Here is an 18,476-nt window from a genome sequence, read left to right as displayed (position 1 = left end):
TCTATACCATGGAATACGAAGTAATCATCGGACTCGAAGTCCACGTTCAGTTGAACACCCAGTCAAAAATTTTCTCAACCGCCACAAACGAATTTGGCGGTTCTCCCAATACGCATATCTCTACTCTTTGTGTGGCTCTTCCGGGAACATTGCCTGTTTTAAATGAAGTGGTTTTAGAAAAAGCAGTCCGTGCTGGCCTAGCGCTCGGATGTGAGATCACGCAGTTCACAAAGTTTGATCGCAAAAATTATTTTTATCCTGACTTACCGAAAGGATATCAAATTTCTCAGTTCGACAAGCCTTATGCCACCAAGGGTGGAATTTTTGTTAAATGGAAGGGTCAGGATACTGAAAAGTTTGTTCCTCTAACTCGGATACATATGGAAGAAGATGCTGGAAAATTGATCCACTCTCATGATTCATCCGTAAATCGATCTTATGTTGATTATAATAGAGCTGGTACCCCTTTAATTGAGATCGTTTCAGAGCCTGACATTCGTTCTTCGGATGAAGCTTATGCCTACCTAAATGAATTGAAAACCCTTCTGAGATACATACAAGTTTCTGATTGTAATATGGAAGAAGGATCCCTCAGATGTGATGCCAATGTTTCCATTCGACCTAAAGGCGAAAAAGGATTTCGAACTCGCGTTGAGATTAAAAACTTAAATTCGTTTAAGGCCGTCAAACAAGCGATAGATTACGAAATAGAGTGGCAAAAAGATGTTTATTCTCGAGGCGAGTCTTTTAAGCAGATGACAAAACTTTGGGATGCGGCTCTTCTAAAAACCATTCCCATGCGCAGTAAGGAAATGAGCCATGACTATCGCTATTTTCCAGAACCAGATCTTCCGTCGATAGTGATCACTGACAAATATATAGATGATATTCGCAGACATCTACCTGAGCTGCCACGCGCTAAAAAAGAAAGATATATTAAAGATTTAGGACTTCCAGAATATGATGCAGAGGTCCTCACGAGTGAACGAGAAATAGCTGAGTATTTCGAAAAGGCTCTAGTGATATCTAAAGATGCCAAAAAAACTTCCAACTGGGTGAAGGATGAAGTTCTGGGTATCGTTAATAAAGAAAACATTTCAATTGAAGAATTTAGTGTTGGTCCGGAACGTATAGGTAAGCTTGTCGCAATGATTGCTAGTGGCGAAATCACAGGGAAAATTGCCAAAACCATTTTTGAAGACATGCTAACAAGCACAGACCAGCCAGAGGCAATTGTAGAAGCAAAAGGACTTAAAGTAGTTAGAGATGATAAAGCGATTGAAGAAATCGTGATACGTGTTTTGGAATCTCAAACCGAGTCGGTAGAAGCTTGGAAAAATGGCAAGGATCGTGCCTTAGGTGCGATTGTAGGTGCTGTGATGAAAGAAACCAAAGGTAAAGCCGATCCGAAACTTGTGAACGAGATGATCCTATCGAAGCTTGGTCCCCTCGGTGAGAAAAAACAGAGAGACTAGAGGATCGTAACAGAACCAAAGTCAACGTTTAACTTAAACGCTTGTGCAAGTGGGATCCCTTGTCTTTGACAGATTAGAACTCGAATCGGTGCGGAGTGAGAAACGATCATTAGGCGCCGATTTTCAAGATTTTGAATTTTCGGATTGGTAGGATGCAACCACCACTCTTCTGCAAAATGTAGCACTCTTTTTTCTAGTTCAAGAAAGGATTCACCGTTAGGTGCATTTGCCGTCACAAAATTTTTCATCCAATGTTTCGTTTCATATTTAGGTAATTCATCCCACATTTTACCTTCCCAATCGCCGAAGTGCATTTCCATTAAACGGTCGTCAGTTTTTACTTCTTTGTGGTTAAAATATTCAGCAAGGGAGTCGGCTAATTTTTTTGCCCGGGGAAGGGGGCTAGCGATGATTAAATCGGGGCGATCTGTTAGGTTTTGAATGACTCTTTCTCGAGTGATTTCCACAGGATCTTTTAGTTCCAAATCCAGACTTCCATAACACATTCCTTTTGGAGCTATGGTTTCGGGATGGCGTACGAGTATGATTTCCATGAAAATAATCCTGAAGTTTGGAGAATCAATCCCCTCCTTTTGAGGTTGGAATCTAGTCCCCTATTTTGGCATTGGTCAATCCCACTTAAAAATCTGAATCAGAAATTCCAAGCAGACTTTACTTCAGATGGCATTGGCGCGACTATGTCACTTGAGCCATGGACGATTTCTCGCATTTACACTTACACACTACATACTCGATGCTCGATGGTGCTATCCGCATCCCCGATCTAATGAAGCGTGTCAAGGAATTGGGAATGAGCTCGGTTGCCATCACGGACCATGGGAATATGTACGGTGCGATCGAGTTTTATAAAGAAGCCATTAAACATGATGTCAAACCGATCATAGGCTGCGAATTCTATGTAACCCCCTCACGCTCTGCTGAGACAGAGCTTGATGAAATCGCTGATGGTGGTGCCTATCACATCATTCTTCTTTGTAAAAATGAGTTAGGCTATAAAAATATGATCAAACTTGCGAGCCGTTCCTTTACGGAAGGATTTTATCGCAAGCCAAGAATCGACTATGATCTGTTAGAAAGGCACAGTGAAGGTCTCGTATGTCTCACAGCCTGTCTTGCCGGTGAGGTGAACCGAAAGATACTAGAAGGTAAAGAAGATAAAGCATTTGCGTTAGCTGGGAAGTTGCATGAAATATTCAGGAAAGAGGATTTTTACTTAGAAATCCAGGATCATGGGATTCCAGAACAAAGAACCGTCGCCGAGGCCGTGATGGGATTCTCGAAACGAACAGGCATTCCTCTCGTTCTAACGAACGATTCGCACTTCCTTACTAAAGATGATAGAGAAGCACAAGATATCTTATTACGTATTGGAATGCGAAAAAATATTGATGATGAGATGAGATTCGGTTTCAATCAAAATTTTTATGTGAAAAGTCCCAAGGAAATGTTTTCCATATTTCCTGACCATCAAGAAGCATTTTATAATACTTTAGCAATTCGCGATAAATGTTCGTTAAATTTTCAATTCGGCAATCCTTTGCTGCCTCCGTTTGATGTACCAACAGGTTATGATACAGATAGCTATCTTGAAAAATTAGTCTGGGATGGGATCAACGAAAAATATCCTGAGATTACACAGGTCATCAAAGACAGAACAGAATTTGAAATGCAAACGATTCGCAATATGCACTTTGCGGGCTATTTTCTCATCGTGCAAGATTATATCAATTTTGCTCGTCACACGGGAATTCCTGTGGGACCCGGAAGGGGTTCTGCGGCAGGTAGTATCATTGCCTATGCCCTAGGCATTACGAATGTAGATCCGATTCGTTATAATCTTCTTTTTGAAAGATTTCTCAATCCAGACAGAAAGGACATGCCTGATATAGATACCGATTTCTGCGTAGAGAGGCGAGAAGAAGTTATCAATTACATCAAACAGAAGTATGGTGAAAATCGAGTCGGACAAATCATTACCTTTGGATCGCTTGCGGCAAAGGCCGCCATAAAAGACGTAGCCCGAGTTTTTAATGTACCTTTTTCTGAAGTCAATGAGATGAGTAAATTGTTTCCTAAAAAATTAGGAATCACGATTCAAGAGGCGCTCGATACTTCAAAAGATTTAAAAGATTTAGCAGAAAAGTCAGACTTAAATAAAAAAGTGTTTCTCATTGCTCAAAAATTAGAAGGTAACTACCGTCAAGTGGGAAGACATGCGGCAGGAGTGGTGATTGCACCATCACCATTAGAAGAAATTGTACCTTTATCGACTGTTAGTGAGGCAGGCAGAGAGGGACGATCGATTGTTACTCAATTTGATAAGAATATGTCCGAGCAAGTCGGTCTCATCAAGATGGATATTTTAGGATTAAAAAACTTAACTACGATCCATCATGCTGTACAACTCATTAAAAAGAGACATGGCATCCTCTTGGATCTCGATAAGATTCCGCTAGATGATCAGAAAACATTTAGTCTCCTTCGAAAAGCCAATGTATTAGGGATCTTTCAGCTTGATTCCTCGACAGGGATTCGGGATCTATTTGCCAAAGCTCAGGTACAGAAATTTGAAGAGATAGCCGCCTTGCTCGCGTTATACAGGCCGGGTCCGATGGGATCAGGAATGCTCGATGATTATTTGGACAGAAAGAATGGAAAGAAAAAAGTCCAATTTCCTCACGAAAGCCTTGCCCAGGTTTTAGAAGAAACTTACGGAGTGATCGTTTACCAAGAGCAGGTGATGGGAATATCACGCATTATGGGTGGTTTCTCAGTTGGTGATTCCGATGTTCTGCGTAAGGCAATGGCAAAAAAAGATAAGTCAAAATTGCCGGCTCTAAAGGAAAAATTTGTCAAGGGTGCCGCTGAGAACAAAATCGGTGAAAAGCTAGCAACTGAACTTTTTGAGACCTTGGAGAAGTTTGGTGAATATGGATTCAATAAATCTCACTCTGTCGCCTATGCCTTTGTTACGTATCAGACCGCCTATCTGAAGGCAAATTATGCTATTGAGTACTTAACTGCCCTTCTCTCGGGTGACCATTCTAAAATTTCTGATGTTGTTAAATACATAAATAATGCGAAAGAAATGGGCATTCGTATCCTCGGACCAGATCTCATTGAATCTGGATTGTCCTTTGAAATTACTGATGATCAAACCATACGGTTTGGGCTTTCTTCTCTAAAGGGCGTCGGAGAACTTGCTGCCGAGAATATTCTTTCCAATCGCAGAAAACTGAAGGGTTATAAAAATATTGAAGAATTTGCGCTTCATCTAGATACAAGGCTCGCTAACAAGAAAGTAATGGAAGCACTTGCCCAGGGTGGAGCCTTTGATTCCTTTGGTTATGCAAGAAAGTGCATATTTGAATCCACAGATTCAATACTCTCGTATGCACAAAAGAAACAATCGGAAGAGAAAGAGGGTCAGTTTTCCTTGTTTGGTGGTGCCACTGGTGTCGATGATGGATATGCACTCAATCTACCTAAAGATGGCATCGAATGGGACCTAGACACGCTTCTTAAAAAAGAGAAAGAAACCACAGGTCTTTATCTTTCTGGTCATCCTCTTGATAAATTTACTGAACAATTAAAGTCCCTAAAGCCAATTCATATAGAAGACTTAGAAGATGTTCGACCAAAATCGAAGGTTGAGATCGCCGGTGTTCTTTCCAAAAAGATGATCAAACTCACAAAAAAGAAGGAAGAGTTCATCAACTTCATGATTGAGGACCAAACTGGTGAAATCGAATGCGTAGCTTTTCCGAGAACCTATGCTGATTTTAAACCATTATTTTTGGAAGATAAGACACTTTTTATCAAAGGGATATTGGAACGAGTTGATGTGGAAGAGTCCGAGCTGAAAGGTCAGATACTTGTGAACCATGTCGAGGAATTGAATCAAATAACCATTGAAAAGAAGATGGAAAAAGCGCTTCATTTAACGATTGATATGTCGGAAGATAAAAATCGTGACATCATTTTAAAAATTCAAGATCTATTTTCTGTGCATAGAGGCAGTTCCGCAGTATTCTTTCATTTAGTGGGAACTGGAGAAGAGAAAAAAGTAATTAAAGCCCATGATCATTTTTCAATTGAAATCACGAGCGAACTTATGGAAATTTTATCCGAAATGTTGGGATCAGGCACAGTACGTTATACGATTGGCGAAGAAGTACGCGTTCATGCATGATATGCTTTGAAAGTCGACGCGTTAGTAAATGTCCTTAAATCATCGAGACGATTTTTCCATGATCCACTCAGAAAATCGCTAGCAATTGGATTGAAACTCCTATTTCTATTGGATTTTACAAGGAGCGTTTATGAAAAATATTTTCTGGGTTTTGGTCTTATTTATGGTTTCGTTTCTTTCGACAAGCATTTCGGCGGAAGAATATGCATGCGGACGAATTAAAGACGTATGGCCACCAGCTTTGCCAAAAGCAACGGGCACTACTTGTAAAACTGGAGTCCAAGCTGCAACTCCTCAGGAAGCCTTTGTACTTTGCACGACTTCACCGACCGATGGTAAAAATTGCTGTGAGAACAACGTAGTTCATAAAAATATCAAAGGGATTGCGGTAGTAAAGGACAACCAAGTGACACATTTTGCGTGTCCATAGATTCCGTTATCAAAACGTTATGAGTGTAACTTCTCATAACGTTGCCTTCCTATTTATTCTCTAGTACTCGTCCTTGTTACGTTGATGCTGAATGTTCTTTCGGATCTTTGGTTGTTAAAGTCTCCTGTCGCGATCTTGACGAGATTTTCACCAGCCTTTAGATTCACTAAACCTACCAAATACCGATCCTTGAAAAATAGATCTTCAAACGAATAGCCATTTGAAGTCTTCCATTTTCCGTTATCAAATAAAAGCGAATCGAAATTCGTCTTTTTGATGGTTTCCCCGTTAAAGATGATCTCCAAATCTCGGATCCCGCGCCTTTGGCTATTTTTCATTCCTCCATCAAAAATACTAACGGTTAATGGAAATGCCTTTGAGACATTTATATTATCACCGTCATTGATATTGGTAAATTTTTCACCCACATGTATGAATAAATTGGCAATCTGAGGCGGCATGATGTCATCCATTTTAGGAAGGTGGGACATCGGATCGAGAAGGACTTTACCATAGTCTTTACCTAAGACAAAATGCAAATGGCCCCCACTAGAATGACCAGTGTTACCCGATAGTCCGATGATATCTCCTGATTTTACGTTTTGTTTCGTGCGTATATTTTCATGCCTAGAGCCTGCTAAATGGTAATACCCACTGATATAACCTTGGTCATGGGCAAGCCAGACAATATTTCCAGATCCCCTTTCTTCTTCAAAAGGATTGTCTTCTGCATATCTTGAATAGAGCACATAACCATCTGCGAGGCTATGAACAGGTTGAAGTACGGAAGAAATGTCAAGACCGTTATGAAAATGGTCTTTCCTTGACTCTCCAAATGTGCTTGTGATCAATGCAGCTAGGTCAAAGCCTTCTATTGGCCATTGGAAGTTAGGTTTTGATGGTTGTGCCCTGAGGACTCGCGGAGCAAAAAAGACAGAAATAATCACAAAAAATAAAAGAAAACTTGCAACTGTGAAAAGATTTCGAACACTACTGCTCATAATTATGAAAAGTATTTCTTCCCGTCGAAATAGGGAAACAACATAATGTCGCTAGTGGCATATTCGAATGAAGAAATTCTGGAAATCGTCCAGAAGTCTGGTCGAGGGGATGAGGCGGCACTTCGTAAATTTTTTGATATTTATTCTAAAGATATTTATAATTTTCCCATTCGTGTTTTTCACCTTTCCGAGGATGACGCTTCTGATTTCTATATTTACGCCTTCGAAAGGCTAAAGTCGGGCAAAAGATTCAACAGTTTTGTTGGAAAATCAAGTTTTAAAACTTGGTTCTTTTCCGTTCTACGTAACCTTCTCATCGATTGGCAACGAACCAAACGAGAGTTAAAAATTCAATCTGTGAAGAAAGTAAACAAGGATGGTGTGGAATACAATACCATAGAAGACGAACCAGATCGTAAACCAGAAGCCTTGTCTAGAGCAGAAGCCGTTGCTCAAAAATTTCAATCGGTTCTACATGATGTGAAACTTGAGAATCGTGTGATTTTTAAACTTTCCTTTATTTACTATCTCCATCTTGACCCTGAAGAGATTCAATACATTGCTACGAAAAAACAATTAACGATTGAAGATGTGAAATTAGAAATTTTACAGCTGAGAGAGCAATTAAGCGACAAAGAAGAAGTAAACTTAAAGATGGAAGATAAGATTACTTCTATATATTTGAATATTCTGGATCTGAGAGAGCAGAGAAAAGCGAAAGCTGGTGGCAGTTCCACAGAAGAAGTCCATCTCCAAGAAAAGATAGACCATTCCTTAGCAAAGAAATACGAACAAAGACGTAAATTGATCGATAAAAAAAATAGAGGCCATTTTCTAGTTCGCACGCCATACAGGGAAATTTCGAGAATTTTAGGTATTTCCGAAGGTGGAGTCAGTGTAACATTGTTACGAGTCATGGAAAAAATTCAAAAAAAATTCCGATTTTTTTCAGAAGATGAGTGAATTTATTCGTCTCTTAATAAGTGACAGGAACCTTGGGTGAACTATGAAAAAAGCAGAAACTTGTAACTCCGATTGTAGCAAAGAGTTCATCAAACAGTGGTATTCTGATGGCAAGGAAATTCCGGCTGAACTTTTGCTATCTTGCCAATCCTGTTTTGAAGAATATGTCGCATGCGAAGCATCCGTTGTCTCCCTATTTTCTGAATCCGTCCTGATTTCGTCCACTTCCGAACTGGGTCAGTTTTATGAGGAAATTGATCTCGCGAAAGCAGAACAAGTGATTGGTGGATCTGCAGGGCATGAATTGCCTGATTATTTAAAGCATTACACTGCCGAGAATTTGGTTTTACCTGAAAAGAAAAATCAGCTCATGGTTCGACTTTCCGCAAAAGGTTTCCATATCATAGATGGGATTTTAGATTCCGTGCGAGTGGTTGAAACCTTAAATCTGATCCCAGTCCTACGTTCCTCGGTAGATACACTTTCTACGGACCATTCCTCAGTCATTTTTGAGGAAACTGTCGCCGGTGGGCAGGTATTTTATTACCAGTTGATCAAGGAGAATCCTGAGGATGTCTACCTAAGTGTAAAGGCAGAGTCGGTAGGGGAGGGCTCTTTTAAACAGGTGAATCTAAGAAAGGATGGTCGTTTTATACTCAGTAGCCTCGTGAGTCCCGATGGTGTCGCTAGTTTCTCAGGGTTAAAAGCAGGAAATTATACGATCGAATTTCAAGGAGATACGCAGTCAAAATCATTTGACTTAAGCATTCTTGTAGGTTAATCTATTGTGAATGCTTTCACTTATCATTGATCGTGTCGGAAATGTAAACATTTTCAATGTTCTGGAAGGAAATATACCAGGCGAAGAATCCCATATCCAATCCACCATCGACGATGATCTCATCCTAGAATACATCGAAGAAGTCGAGAGGCTCGTTCGAGTCTCGCATGCGGTCTTAAACCATTCGAACAAAATGGTCAATGCGGATATCCTTCAGGACCTCCGCACACTTGGGGAAACTTTTTTCCATCAGTTTTTTCCCGAGTCAATTATAGAAAAACTCAAAACAACCCACAAACGGAGCATTCATTTTAATATAGATCCCGCACTAGCTATGATTCCATGGGAGCTCTTGCATGACGGAAATGCGTTTCTCTCCGATAAGTTTCGTATTGGAAAGACCATTCGAGGTGGTGTTCATAGTTCCCCCCACCGATTCAATCAAAAGATCAAGATGCTCATCATCGCAGATCCGACCGAGGATTTACTCGGTGCTCAAAAAGAAGGAGAGGCATTGTTCTCCATTTTGAGCCAAAAGGTCCCTTCTGATTTATTGGAGTTAGAGTTTATCGGTGGGAAGCAAGTCACCAAACTAAAGTTACTCTCCCTTATTAAAGACAAACACATCATTCATTACTCTGGACATTTACATTTTTCCGAGGACTCACTTGAGAACGGATGGCTACTCTCCGATGGAAAGATTTTAAAAGCACGTGAGATTAAATCCTCAGGCATTGATACCGATCTAGTTTTTTCTAACTCTTGTATGTCAGCAAAATCGGCGGGTAAAAAAATTAACAATAATTTTTTGAATCAATATGCTGGAGCTTTCTTAACCGCAGGTATCAAAACTTTTATTGGTACAAATTGGGAAATTTTAGACAATGAAAGAACGATTGATTTCACTATACGTTTTTATACAGCCATCTTTGCTCAAAAAAGTGTAGGGGAATCTCTTTTCTATGCCAAGGAATACGCTAGACGAAACTATCATTCAAATGACTTAACGTGGGCGAATTATTCCTTATTTGGTAATCCTGATTTTAAAATTGTTACGAATGAAAAATCACAAAACCCGACACAAAAAATAATCAATCCCTCAGCTGTGACCGATTTCTATCCTTCGCCTATCGCAAGTTCGTATTCTAAGTTTTTAATCACTCAGAAATCAAACGCATCTGAGGTTGAGATATTAAAAGCAACCATTCACGTGTTTGAATCATTTTCTCAAGTCATAGGTATGATCATCTTCAGCGATCATAAATCACACTCCATGGACAAGGCCATCCCGAACAATTTAGATGATGCGATTAACTTGCGTAAATGGTGGGAACTGGTTTATAGTTGTCTTTGGGATTTTCAAAAGTTAAAAATTTCTACATTTTTAGATTCGATTTCCTTAAAGATGAATGCTCAAAAAGAAACGATTTTTAAAATCATTTCTTGGCTTGAAACTTGGGAGGATAAATCGATGCAAAAAGAGGAGTATGAGTCCTACTTGATCATCCTCCAATTCTTCATTGAAAATTTGCTTCTCGAGATGAATGAACTAGAGTTTGTCAGCATTCTTTTAGTCTCGGAAAATCAAAATCCGCATTACTATTTTAAAGGCAAAAAGCCCTCCTTTGGCATTCCTTCTACCTCATTACGAGATAAAGATTTATTTTTAAGTCATAAAGGCAATCTTGTGATGTATCACGAGAAAAAGAAAATGATCCTTCCTTATGTAACCTACTTCAAGGAAAAGAGGGAGTCTGGAGATCTTGAGCTTGTGTTTAGTGGACTCATACCTACGATTTTGGAGAAGAGCAAGATTTGAGTTTATGCCATCCTTCTCTTGGATCTGTTTCGTGCGGAGCCTGCTGTGGATTGTTCAACCTAAAGCTCGATGTCAAAGGCTATAAAAAACTCCTGACTGAGCGCACGAACTATTTTAAAAGTTCAGTCAAATTTGAAATTCGACATACTGTGGCAGCATTTCGCCAGACGAGAGAAAGCATCGAATCAACCTATACAAAAAATGATGAGATGACATATAATTGTCCTTATCTTGGTTATGTGGATGAAGCACAATCTCGGATTGGTTGCATGATCCATCCAGTTTTTACGGGAGATCCAAAAAGTCAGAATTTTTCCTTTTACGGTACTTCTATCTGTCAGGCGTATGATTGTAAGAACAAGGAGAACATTGCCACGCATTTGATTGAGGACTTGATAAGAAAAGTCTCGAACGACAGTATTGAGTTCTCTCATTTAGCATCTGATCACATTCTCATTTATCTTTTAGAATCTTGGTTGGGTTTGAAAGGTTGGAGTCTCAGCGAAGGGATCCAAGTTTTTGAAAAAATGGTCTTGGATGTTTTAAAATCGCGTCTGAAGAAAATGGAAAATTTTTACCCTACATCGTTTGAGATTAGGTATTCCAATTTTAAATCTGAATCGGAAGTATATGATTCACTTAGCCACATGCTAAACGTAGAGGACCAGGAGCGTATCCTTACCGAAATGAAAAAAGCCCCAGCGAGAGAGTAACACTCACCAGGGCTTACCTAGAAATCAAAGAGATTCTTAAGCTTTTGTAGTTACAGAAGCCACTTTTTCTTTTGCTTCCGCTACAGTAGAGTTAACTTTTCCAGCAAGAGCTTCTAATTGAGAAATTCCTTCTTGAAGGTATTTTCTTAAGTTAACAGAAGTTTCGCTTTGGTCTTTCGCGCCTTTCGCAGCTAATGTTTGAAACTCAGAGTTCAATTTAGAGATCGCTGATTCTGTTTCCGTTTTTACAGTCGTTACTGCGCCTAAGATAAAGTTTAATCCGTCTTTTACAACTTGTTCCATTTTTCGGTTCCTTGTTTTAAATGTTTGTGCATTGCACTATTCCTTTTTGTGCGCTGCACCTAAAAGGTCAACCTTATTTTTATCTTTTTTTGTCTGGGTTTCGAAAAAAAATGTCGTATGTCCTCTTTATCATTTTCGCCCATTTCCTGGGAAAACGGAACCCTTGTCCTCCTGGACCAGCGCCTCCTGCCACTAAAGAAAACGTTCCTACAGATCACAACTATGGAAGGAACCATTTCTGCCATCCGGGATATGGCCGTGCGTGGGGCGCCTGCGATTGCGATTACGGGAATTTTTGGAATTGCCCTTTTTGCAAAAGGGCGGTCCGGTTCTGCTTCCTCGGGTGAGATCGAGTCGGTACTCCATTCCATGAAGCAGTCTCGACCCACCGCCGTAAACCTAACGTATGCTCTTGCTCAGGCTGGAGAGAAGGTTCAGGAGGTAAACAATTGGCATGATATATTTTTGGTATGGGAGTCCTTCGCAAAGGAATTGATGTTAAACGACTTGCGGGACAATGAAGCTCTTGGTCGCCATGGCGTGGATCTATTTGATCCCAATGAGGAAACGTTTCATATCATCACACATTGCAATACAGGGGCACTTGCAACGGCAGGGCATGGCACCGCACTCGGTGTCATTCGTTCCTTACGAGATGCCGGGAAGAAAGTGATCGTTTATGCTGATGAGACCAGACCTTTTCTACAAGGCTCGAGGCTGACAGCATTTGAAATGATGGAAGAGGGCATCGAATGTTATATCATTACCGATGGGATGTCGGGATGGCTTATGGGCTCTAGAAAGATAGATGCCGTACTCGTGGGATGTGATCGTGTTGCTAGAAATGGAGATACCGCAAATAAAATCGGAACTTACAATCTTGCGATCGTGGCAGAGGCACATAACGTCCCTTTCTATGTCTGCGCCACTAAAGACAGTTTTGATCTAAAACTGGAAACGGGTGCTTCCATTCCTATCGAAATGCGAAAGGAAGAAGAAGTAACCCGGTATGATTTTATCAAAGATGTTTCGGGCAACATTTTCATCCAACCCGGAATGACCTCTCCCGTTGGGGCAAGGGCTTTGAATCCTTCTTTTGATGTTACACCTGCGAAATACATTCGATCCTTCATCACGGAATTTGGATGTTTCCCTCCTTTCGAAATTCCGAATCGTCTAAAGGTATAGGTAATTTATGGAAGAGATAGCGACACTCGGTGGTGGTTGTTTTTGGTGCGTGGAAGCGGTTTTTCTCCGAATCCCTGGCATCCTTTCTGTTAAATCTGGTTATGCGGGCGGTAAAACAAAATCACCGACCTATAAAGATATTTGTTCCGGAACGACAGGACATGCAGAGGTGATCCAGGTGAAGTATGAAAATACTCAGATCAGTTATTCTCAAGTCTTAGATATTTTTTGGCATGCGCATGATCCGACCACTTTGAATCGACAAGGGAATGACGTAGGTACCCAATATCGATCGGTCATTTTCTATCATAATGAGAAACAAAAAGAATTAGCCTTACAATCAAAAGAAGAATCCGCTTATCTTTTTAAATCTCCAATAGTAACGGAAATATCACCTCTGCCAGAATTTTTTGAGGCCGAGGATTACCATCAAAACTACTTTACGAAAAATCCCACGAACTCGTATTGCAATTACGTGATCCTTCCGAAGTTAGATAAACTTGGATTAAAACTTTAACAATTATTATTTGCTCGCTTTGAAGGCAGTCATCATGGCCTTATCTTGCTGCGGAAAGAAGTTCATGACAAAAGATGTTTGTGGCTTTACGATCTTGTCGATCTGTCTTCTATACTTGATGGTAGCACCAGGATGAGCTGTATTTCTAACAACCACTTTCACATTTTCATTATTATAGCGTGCGGAACGTAACTCTTCTACCTTTGCCCGTAAAAGTTCTAGTGTTTTTGATTTTTTGGAATAGGCATCAAAAACATCCTTGAACTTTTGTTTTCTCGCCTCGTCTAGTTTACCGCGAGTTCGTTGGACGATTTCTTTGATTTTTTGAATTTCAGGAAGAACAGCTTCTAATTCTTTGTCAAGTTCTACCAAACGAAGAGAACCTTCATTTAACAATCGATCGTTCTTATAATGAAATCCCACTTCGACGGTTGTATCCATTTGAGCCGCTGAACCAAGAGAAGCGAGGGTTACACCTTTGAATGCTATGACTTCGGATCCAATGAGTGAGGAGGATTCACCAGTTAGTACGATATTTCCCAAACAATAAATCTTTGAGCCGAGTATAAAATTTTCAATGATACAATCCCCATCGACTTCCAAGATTGCGTTTTCAATGAACTTCGTATGCAAATCGCCTTTAACGCGTATGACGCCTTTACCTTTGCCTTTTACACCGCCTTTTACTTCTAGGTCGGCGCCGACAATGACTTCAGAGGATTCCACATTTCCATCAATGTAAAGGGAGCCAGCACAATTGACAATCGCCCCTTCTTCTATCGTTCCTTTTACACGGATCGTTCCCTCAAAATTGATATTGCCCGTGCCAAGACCAATGCTCGAGTCGATATTTAACTCGGGAGAGACAGTGAGTGAATTGTCGGTGGAAAAGACAACGCCACTCACGCCTGCATAGTATTCCTTGATTTGTTGGCTTGGATTTTCTGGGTCAGCTACAGTTTTTGGTAAAACATTTTTACCTAATGTCAATTTTGGTCGGTCGATAGGATTTGGGTAAACTGGCTTTCCTTCAATATCAATTCCCTGTTCTCCTGGGACTCCTTCAAATAAAGTGGCAAGCTTATCGCCTTCATTGATGTGAACGTATTTATTTATATTTCGAAAATCGGCACTTCCATCATCTTTGAGTACCACCCGCTGAGCACGTTGAAAAAAGAATTTGATCCAACCGTTTTGGCCTTGTTTTGGGGGAATCCCTCGAGCGATCACAAATTCAAGTTGGGATTTTGATTTATCAGAATCTTTTAACGCCTTTTGGATATCGAGTGCTGCAGCTTCAACTGCCTTCATGTCAATCCGATCTCTATGAATGCCTGTACTTTCTATATACTCTAAAAGAAGTATATGGTTTACATCACCACCAGCTAACCAGCCAAGCTTGACTGACATGGTAACCGTTAGCCGATCATCGGAGATTAGAAAATGAAGCCCCCGACTTGGATTGAACTCAGGAGATTGTGCAGGTGTTTGGCTCATTCTATTCTCATTATCGGCATGGATTTTTCAAAAACTAAGTAGAAACTCTAACCTTTTAGCCAGTGCAAAAACGTGCCAAACGTTTTTAATAGCCCTGGGATGCCTCCAATTTGTTCCTGAAGGGGTAGATTGTCTCCATGGGTCAGTCCCGTAGAGGTTTCAAAAACATACTTATGTCCTCTTTCCTTGAAATAAGCTGCCAATTTTCGCGATTCGTCGGGTGATATGACCGGATCATCGTATCCGTGAAGAAGGGAAACGGGGCTCTGGAGACCCGACATTTGGTAGTAGGGCGAAAATGCTTTTGGTAACTCAACGCTGAAGGTATTCTGTAAATCGACAGCCAGCTGCTTACGAAACTCACTGGAAGTCATCACGTTCCTGAAAAATTCTTGGGAGGCTTTGGATGTGTGTTGCAACATCTTCGGTGCCAGAGCAGTCTCTCCCTCTCTGTGCAGGGCGTTGTCCTTTGCCGCTTCCAGAAAAACTTGTTTAAGCTCTTTGTCTAATTTTTTGTCCATTCTTTCGAGCAAATTATAAAGAAGGATCATCACTCCATAATTATCGATATGGAAATTTTTAAACACAAAAGGAAAAGTATCTAAAAAATCGCAATAACCTCCAACAGCCATAAATGAGGAAACGCGGCTGGCTAATTTTTCGCGCGAGCAAGCTATGAGCCCGAGTCCACTCGAAAAGCTAATGGAAAAAAAACCAAAGCGTTTCCCGTCAAACCATGATTTGTTTTCACTCAACTCCATTCCTACACTTTCGATGTTATCAATCGTATCAATTGTTAGTACGAGATTTTTTACTTCCTCAAGTTCTGGTGTAATGACGGAAAAGCCGCAATGGGCTAAGTTTTCCGCAAGGTCGATGATACGATGGTCATCAATGCCAGAGATACTGAGTCCATGTTGGAGATAGATTCCAGGAAGACTCGTTTTATCTTTACGGATAGGATGGTATACTCTTGCTCTTCGGTTATTTTTTAATATTACGTTTTCACAAGAGAGGTTCTTGTTTTTTATCATTCCACCATAAGTGAAAACAAGGGGGAGAGAGAGGAAATAAGGCCTCATCTTCGACAGCTAATCAATCTTTGAGAATTTTTCCAACAATAAAATCGTATACAGTCGACCTAGATATTCCTCTTCTCTTCTGTCCTTTAAGAAAAAAATGATAATGTACTGTCTATATCGTTCCAAGGAAATAGTGACAAGCTTATTGTTTAAATTCTCAGGAGGAAGGATGTCGATCTGAAATCTGCCGAGTCGCATTTCACTCACTAAATGCCCGCTGACTTGATTGGCAAACTCCATCATGATGGAACCCGAATGTGCCCTAGAAGTGGGATCAATTTGGAATGATTGCGCAATTTTTGGCAATAGTTTTAATTTTGTATAACCATCCAATCCTATATAGAGTTTGCCGTTTAGATCACCAACAAACTCTACGCAGGTACAGTTCTCATAACAGAGGCCTTCATTCTTGGAGGGACCGTAAGCTTCTCGATCTGCCTGGATTTGCAATGTTTTTTGAAAATGTTCGGGCAACACTTGAGAGATCGAAAGGATAAATTTTTCATCAAGAAGCGGATCCATTTACGCCGCATTTGTAAGGATACTGGTTTCCAGCGAGTGATACGCTTGTTTGATCCATTGGTCAAACTTCCCAGTAACATTTTTATTGGAAGAGTGACCCAATGCGAGCTCACATTCATATCCTAATGCATCTAATTCTTCCACGAATGACTGAATGAAAAAAGTAAATTCCTGAATGGATTGGCTAGGGATAAAACAACCTAGCAATAAATCTTCGAGTTGGAAAAAACCAATATCTGTAAAGCCTTGAGATTTCGTTTTTTCATTTAAGGAAACGGCAAACTCAAGATAATTCTCAGGCTTCATAAATTTTAGTAGTATGAGGAGTTGAGTTGATTTGCTTTGAAATCGATCCTTTGCGCTCGAATAAAAATGAGCTTTGTTGAAGAGTCCTGACTTTGAATCGTGCAAAGCCCGAAAGTATTCCTTTTGTTCCAAGACTTTTTCTGATAAAGTAACAGTGGTTAACCAAAGTAGATTCATTTCGGATTCAAAAAATTGGTCTTTTGTTTGCATACAGATCACACCAAACACTTGGGCATTAATAACGATTGGTAAAAACAATTTTTGTCTGCCCGCGGATAAACAAGGAAGACCTCTTTTGATCGTATTTTCTTCGAAATCTTCCCATTCGATATCATTCGCTTCTGAGTCAATGATCATGGTTCCTTTTTGCCAAACGCTTTCGGTAAAGCGGTATCCATCAAAATAAGCATATAAGATGGAACTTATTTTTGGATTTTGAACCGGTAAGGCATATTCTTTCACCACTTCTGTAAACCGAAGACGTTCTTGTTTAGCAAGCAAATCACTTGCGAATTGAATCGGATCTTCGTCGTGAAAGATTGGTTCTGTTTTCCGAAATGAGTTTGTTTCGAAATTTTTCTCAACTTCGCTCAGGGCTTTCATCATGGGTTCTGGCAGAGTCAAGGCTAAAGTCTCTGTATACCGACCCGTATCGGAGGAAACTTCCGAGCTATCTTTGGAGATACTCATTTCACTAACTGTGAAGATCAAGAGACAGAGAAGCAAGGTAGATGTCACAAGCAGTCCAAGTGTGATCCATGAGAAATAGAGCCAAAACTGAAGGAGGAGTCCGACTGCGAAAAAAATAGTAGGAATTAAATATCTTTTCATGGTAACTTTGCCGTTACTATCAGTAACGGGTGAATTAGAATTTCTCTGAAATGATTTTCGCCAAATGCCAGTAAATGAAACTATACACCGAACTAGCTGAATATTATTTCACGATCGAAGAAGCTGGCAGAAAATTCCCTGAAGAAGTGGAATTTCTCAGAGAAACCTTCAAAAGACACAAAATCCAGACCATTGTCGATATAGGTTGTGGAACGGGCGAACATGTAAAAGAGATCCAGGCCATGGGCTTTAAAATCCATGGAGTGGATGGATCCAATCGCATGCTAGAAATAGCAAAAATGCGTTATCCGCATTGTACTTTTGAATATGGAAGACTGGAAGATTATTTCGCAAAACAACCAGTAGATGCAATCACCTGCCTTTTTGGTACTTTTAATTATCTTTTGGATGACAATGCGGTCATAACCTTTTTGAGGAATACCCATCGCAATTTAAAACAAGCAGGGCTTGCCATTTTTGAAATTTGGAATGCGGACCCAATCTATCGTATCAAACGAAAGCCTCTCACGACAGTAAGCAATGTTCGTCAGGGAAACGTATCCATCCGTAGGAATCGTGGCTTTCGCATGACACGTGCTGACGATGTCGCTATTGTTGAAGTAAACTATGTTTATAATTTAAATCATAAGGATTTAAAAGACCGCCACACAATGAGGGTTTTTAATTTTCCTCAAATTCAAAATTTTTTAGAAGATTCAAAATTTGAAGTATTGAATGTTTACGGAAGCTATGCTGGTGATAAGTACCTAAAAACGGGTGCCAGGATTCTCGTAGTTGCAAAAAAGAGGTCTTGACTTCCGATAAAAATCGGATA

17 protein-coding genes are annotated in these 18,476 nt (G+C 40.1%); 10 read left to right on the top strand and 7 right to left on the bottom strand.

Going from position 1 to position 18,476, the window contains the following annotated elements; all coding sequences use genetic code 11:
- The first annotated feature begins 8 nt into the window (after window positions 1-8).
- Window positions 9-1,475: an Asp-tRNA(Asn)/Glu-tRNA(Gln) amidotransferase subunit GatB gene (gene gatB, locus EHQ58_RS06220; protein WP_135623019.1), complete on the top strand. Its 1,467-nt coding sequence runs from the start codon at window positions 9-11 to the stop codon at window positions 1,473-1,475.
- Here the strand turns inward: gatB and EHQ58_RS06215 are convergent.
- The gene (locus tag EHQ58_RS06215) at window positions 1,472-2,029 is read right to left on the bottom strand and encodes a histidine phosphatase family protein (protein WP_135623018.1); all 558 of its coding nucleotides are present in this window, start codon (window positions 2,027-2,029) and stop codon (window positions 1,472-1,474) included. The genes gatB and EHQ58_RS06215 overlap by 4 nt on opposite strands.
- Before the next feature lie 158 nt (window positions 2,030-2,187).
- Here EHQ58_RS06215 and dnaE point away from each other — a divergent pair, with 158 nt between their 5' ends.
- Together dnaE and EHQ58_RS06205 are read left to right on the top strand one after the other, a co-directional pair.
- Window positions 2,188-5,688 carry a DNA polymerase III subunit alpha gene (gene dnaE / locus EHQ58_RS06210; RefSeq protein ID WP_135623017.1) on the top strand — a complete coding sequence of 1,167 codons (3,501 nt, stop codon included), beginning with the start codon at window positions 2,188-2,190 and terminating at the stop codon, window positions 5,686-5,688.
- 130 nt (window positions 5,689-5,818) lie between these two features.
- Window positions 5,819-6,118: a hypothetical protein gene (locus EHQ58_RS06205; RefSeq protein ID WP_135623016.1), complete on the top strand. Its 300-nt coding sequence runs from the start codon at window positions 5,819-5,821 to the stop codon at window positions 6,116-6,118.
- A 53-nt stretch (window positions 6,119-6,171) separates the two neighbouring features.
- Here EHQ58_RS06205 and EHQ58_RS06200 read toward each other — a convergent pair whose 3' ends face one another.
- A complete protein-coding gene (locus tag EHQ58_RS06200) occupies window positions 6,172-7,119 on the bottom strand; it encodes a M23 family metallopeptidase (RefSeq protein WP_135623015.1) in 948 nt (315 codons plus the stop codon).
- 45 nt (window positions 7,120-7,164) lie between these two features.
- Between EHQ58_RS06200 and EHQ58_RS06195 the strand changes: the two genes are divergently transcribed.
- From EHQ58_RS06195 to EHQ58_RS06180, 4 genes are read left to right on the top strand one after another with little or no spacing between them, the layout of a single operon-like run.
- Window positions 7,165-8,082: an RNA polymerase sigma factor gene (locus EHQ58_RS06195; RefSeq protein WP_135623014.1), complete on the top strand. Its 918-nt coding sequence runs from the start codon at window positions 7,165-7,167 to the stop codon at window positions 8,080-8,082.
- A 43-nt stretch (window positions 8,083-8,125) separates the two neighbouring features.
- Entirely contained in the window at window positions 8,126-8,863 is a 738-nt protein-coding gene (locus EHQ58_RS06190) for a hypothetical protein (protein WP_135623013.1), read from the top strand.
- Window positions 8,864-8,873: 10 nt separating this feature from the next.
- A complete protein-coding gene (locus EHQ58_RS06185) occupies window positions 8,874-10,682 on the top strand; it encodes a CHAT domain-containing protein (protein WP_135623012.1) in 1,809 nt (602 codons plus the stop codon).
- Window positions 10,679-11,395: a hypothetical protein gene (locus EHQ58_RS06180; protein WP_135623011.1), complete on the top strand. Its 717-nt coding sequence runs from the start codon at window positions 10,679-10,681 to the stop codon at window positions 11,393-11,395. The genes EHQ58_RS06185 and EHQ58_RS06180 overlap by 4 nt, the downstream gene beginning before the upstream one ends.
- Before the next feature lie 36 nt (window positions 11,396-11,431).
- On the opposite strand, the gene EHQ58_RS06175 is transcribed toward EHQ58_RS06180, so the two are convergent.
- Window positions 11,432-11,698: a sigma-54 down-regulated protein gene (locus EHQ58_RS06175; protein WP_135623010.1), complete on the bottom strand. Its 267-nt coding sequence runs from the start codon at window positions 11,696-11,698 to the stop codon at window positions 11,432-11,434.
- Between the two features lie 117 nt (window positions 11,699-11,815).
- Between EHQ58_RS06175 and mtnA the strand changes: the two genes are divergently transcribed.
- Entirely contained in the window at window positions 11,816-12,886 is a 1,071-nt protein-coding gene (gene mtnA, locus EHQ58_RS06170; RefSeq protein ID WP_135623009.1) for an S-methyl-5-thioribose-1-phosphate isomerase, read from the top strand.
- Between the two features lie 7 nt (window positions 12,887-12,893).
- Entirely contained in the window at window positions 12,894-13,403 is a 510-nt protein-coding gene (msrA, locus tag EHQ58_RS06165; protein WP_135623008.1) for a peptide-methionine (S)-S-oxide reductase MsrA, read from the top strand.
- Between the two features lie 6 nt (window positions 13,404-13,409).
- On the opposite strand, the gene EHQ58_RS06160 is transcribed toward msrA, so the two are convergent.
- From EHQ58_RS06160 to EHQ58_RS06145, 4 genes are read right to left on the bottom strand one after another with little or no spacing between them, the layout of a single operon-like run.
- Window positions 13,410-14,900 (bottom strand): DUF342 domain-containing protein, encoded by a 1,491-nt coding sequence (locus EHQ58_RS06160; RefSeq protein ID WP_135623007.1) that lies wholly within the window; start codon window positions 14,898-14,900, stop codon window positions 13,410-13,412.
- A gap of 47 nt (window positions 14,901-14,947) precedes the next feature.
- Entirely contained in the window at window positions 14,948-15,934 is a 987-nt protein-coding gene (locus EHQ58_RS06155) for an alpha/beta hydrolase family protein (protein WP_135623006.1), read from the bottom strand.
- A 57-nt stretch (window positions 15,935-15,991) separates the two neighbouring features.
- Window positions 15,992-16,504, bottom strand: coding sequence for a chemotaxis protein CheX (locus EHQ58_RS06150; protein WP_135623005.1), 513 nt, complete (start codon window positions 16,502-16,504; stop codon window positions 15,992-15,994).
- Window positions 16,505-17,641 (bottom strand): hypothetical protein, encoded by a 1,137-nt coding sequence (locus EHQ58_RS06145; protein WP_135623004.1) that lies wholly within the window; start codon window positions 17,639-17,641, stop codon window positions 16,505-16,507.
- Between the two features lie 74 nt (window positions 17,642-17,715).
- Between EHQ58_RS06145 and EHQ58_RS06140 the strand changes: the two genes are divergently transcribed.
- Window positions 17,716-18,456 carry a class I SAM-dependent DNA methyltransferase gene (locus EHQ58_RS06140; RefSeq protein WP_135623003.1) on the top strand — a complete coding sequence of 247 codons (741 nt, stop codon included), beginning with the start codon at window positions 17,716-17,718 and terminating at the stop codon, window positions 18,454-18,456.
- Window positions 18,457-18,476: the final 20 nt, after the last annotated feature.

Origin of the sequence: Leptospira ognonensis, from assembly GCF_004770745.1 — a bacterium.
Lineage (GTDB): Bacteria > Spirochaetota > Leptospiria > Leptospirales > Leptospiraceae > Leptospira_A > Leptospira_A ognonensis.
The sequence above is the reverse complement of the archived record's forward strand: the minus strand, read 5'-3'. Positions and strand labels throughout refer to the sequence as shown.

Excerpts from the sequence above, each read along its gene's own strand:
- EHQ58_RS06205 (WP_135623016.1), top strand. The coding sequence starts at position 5,819 with ATGAAAAATATTTTCTGGGTTTTGGTCTTATTTATGGTTTCGTTTCTT.
- EHQ58_RS06215 (WP_135623018.1), bottom strand. The coding sequence starts at position 2,029 with ATGGAAATCATACTCGTACGCCATCCCGAAACCATAGCTCCAAAAGGA.
- EHQ58_RS06155 (WP_135623006.1), bottom strand. The coding sequence starts at position 15,934 with ATGATAAAAAACAAGAACCTCTCTTGTGAAAACGTAATATTAAAAAAT.
- EHQ58_RS06145 (WP_135623004.1), bottom strand. The coding sequence starts at position 17,641 with ATGAAAAGATATTTAATTCCTACTATTTTTTTCGCAGTCGGACTCCTC.
- EHQ58_RS06190 (WP_135623013.1), top strand. The coding sequence starts at position 8,126 with ATGAAAAAAGCAGAAACTTGTAACTCCGATTGTAGCAAAGAGTTCATC.
- EHQ58_RS06185 (WP_135623012.1), top strand. The coding sequence starts at position 8,874 with ATGCTTTCACTTATCATTGATCGTGTCGGAAATGTAAACATTTTCAAT.
- EHQ58_RS06160 (WP_135623007.1), bottom strand. The coding sequence starts at position 14,900 with ATGAGCCAAACACCTGCACAATCTCCTGAGTTCAATCCAAGTCGGGGG.
- EHQ58_RS06140 (WP_135623003.1), top strand. The coding sequence starts at position 17,716 with ATGAAACTATACACCGAACTAGCTGAATATTATTTCACGATCGAAGAA.
- dnaE (WP_135623017.1), top strand. The coding sequence starts at position 2,188 with ATGGACGATTTCTCGCATTTACACTTACACACTACATACTCGATGCTC.
- msrA (WP_135623008.1), top strand. The coding sequence starts at position 12,894 with ATGGAAGAGATAGCGACACTCGGTGGTGGTTGTTTTTGGTGCGTGGAA.
- EHQ58_RS06195 (WP_135623014.1), top strand. The coding sequence starts at position 7,165 with ATGTCGCTAGTGGCATATTCGAATGAAGAAATTCTGGAAATCGTCCAG.
- EHQ58_RS06150 (WP_135623005.1), bottom strand. The coding sequence starts at position 16,504 with ATGGATCCGCTTCTTGATGAAAAATTTATCCTTTCGATCTCTCAAGTG.
- gatB (WP_135623019.1), top strand. The coding sequence starts at position 9 with ATGGAATACGAAGTAATCATCGGACTCGAAGTCCACGTTCAGTTGAAC.
- mtnA (WP_135623009.1), top strand. The coding sequence starts at position 11,816 with ATGTCCTCTTTATCATTTTCGCCCATTTCCTGGGAAAACGGAACCCTT.
- EHQ58_RS06175 (WP_135623010.1), bottom strand. The coding sequence starts at position 11,698 with ATGGAACAAGTTGTAAAAGACGGATTAAACTTTATCTTAGGCGCAGTA.
- EHQ58_RS06200 (WP_135623015.1), bottom strand. The coding sequence starts at position 7,119 with ATGAGCAGTAGTGTTCGAAATCTTTTCACAGTTGCAAGTTTTCTTTTA.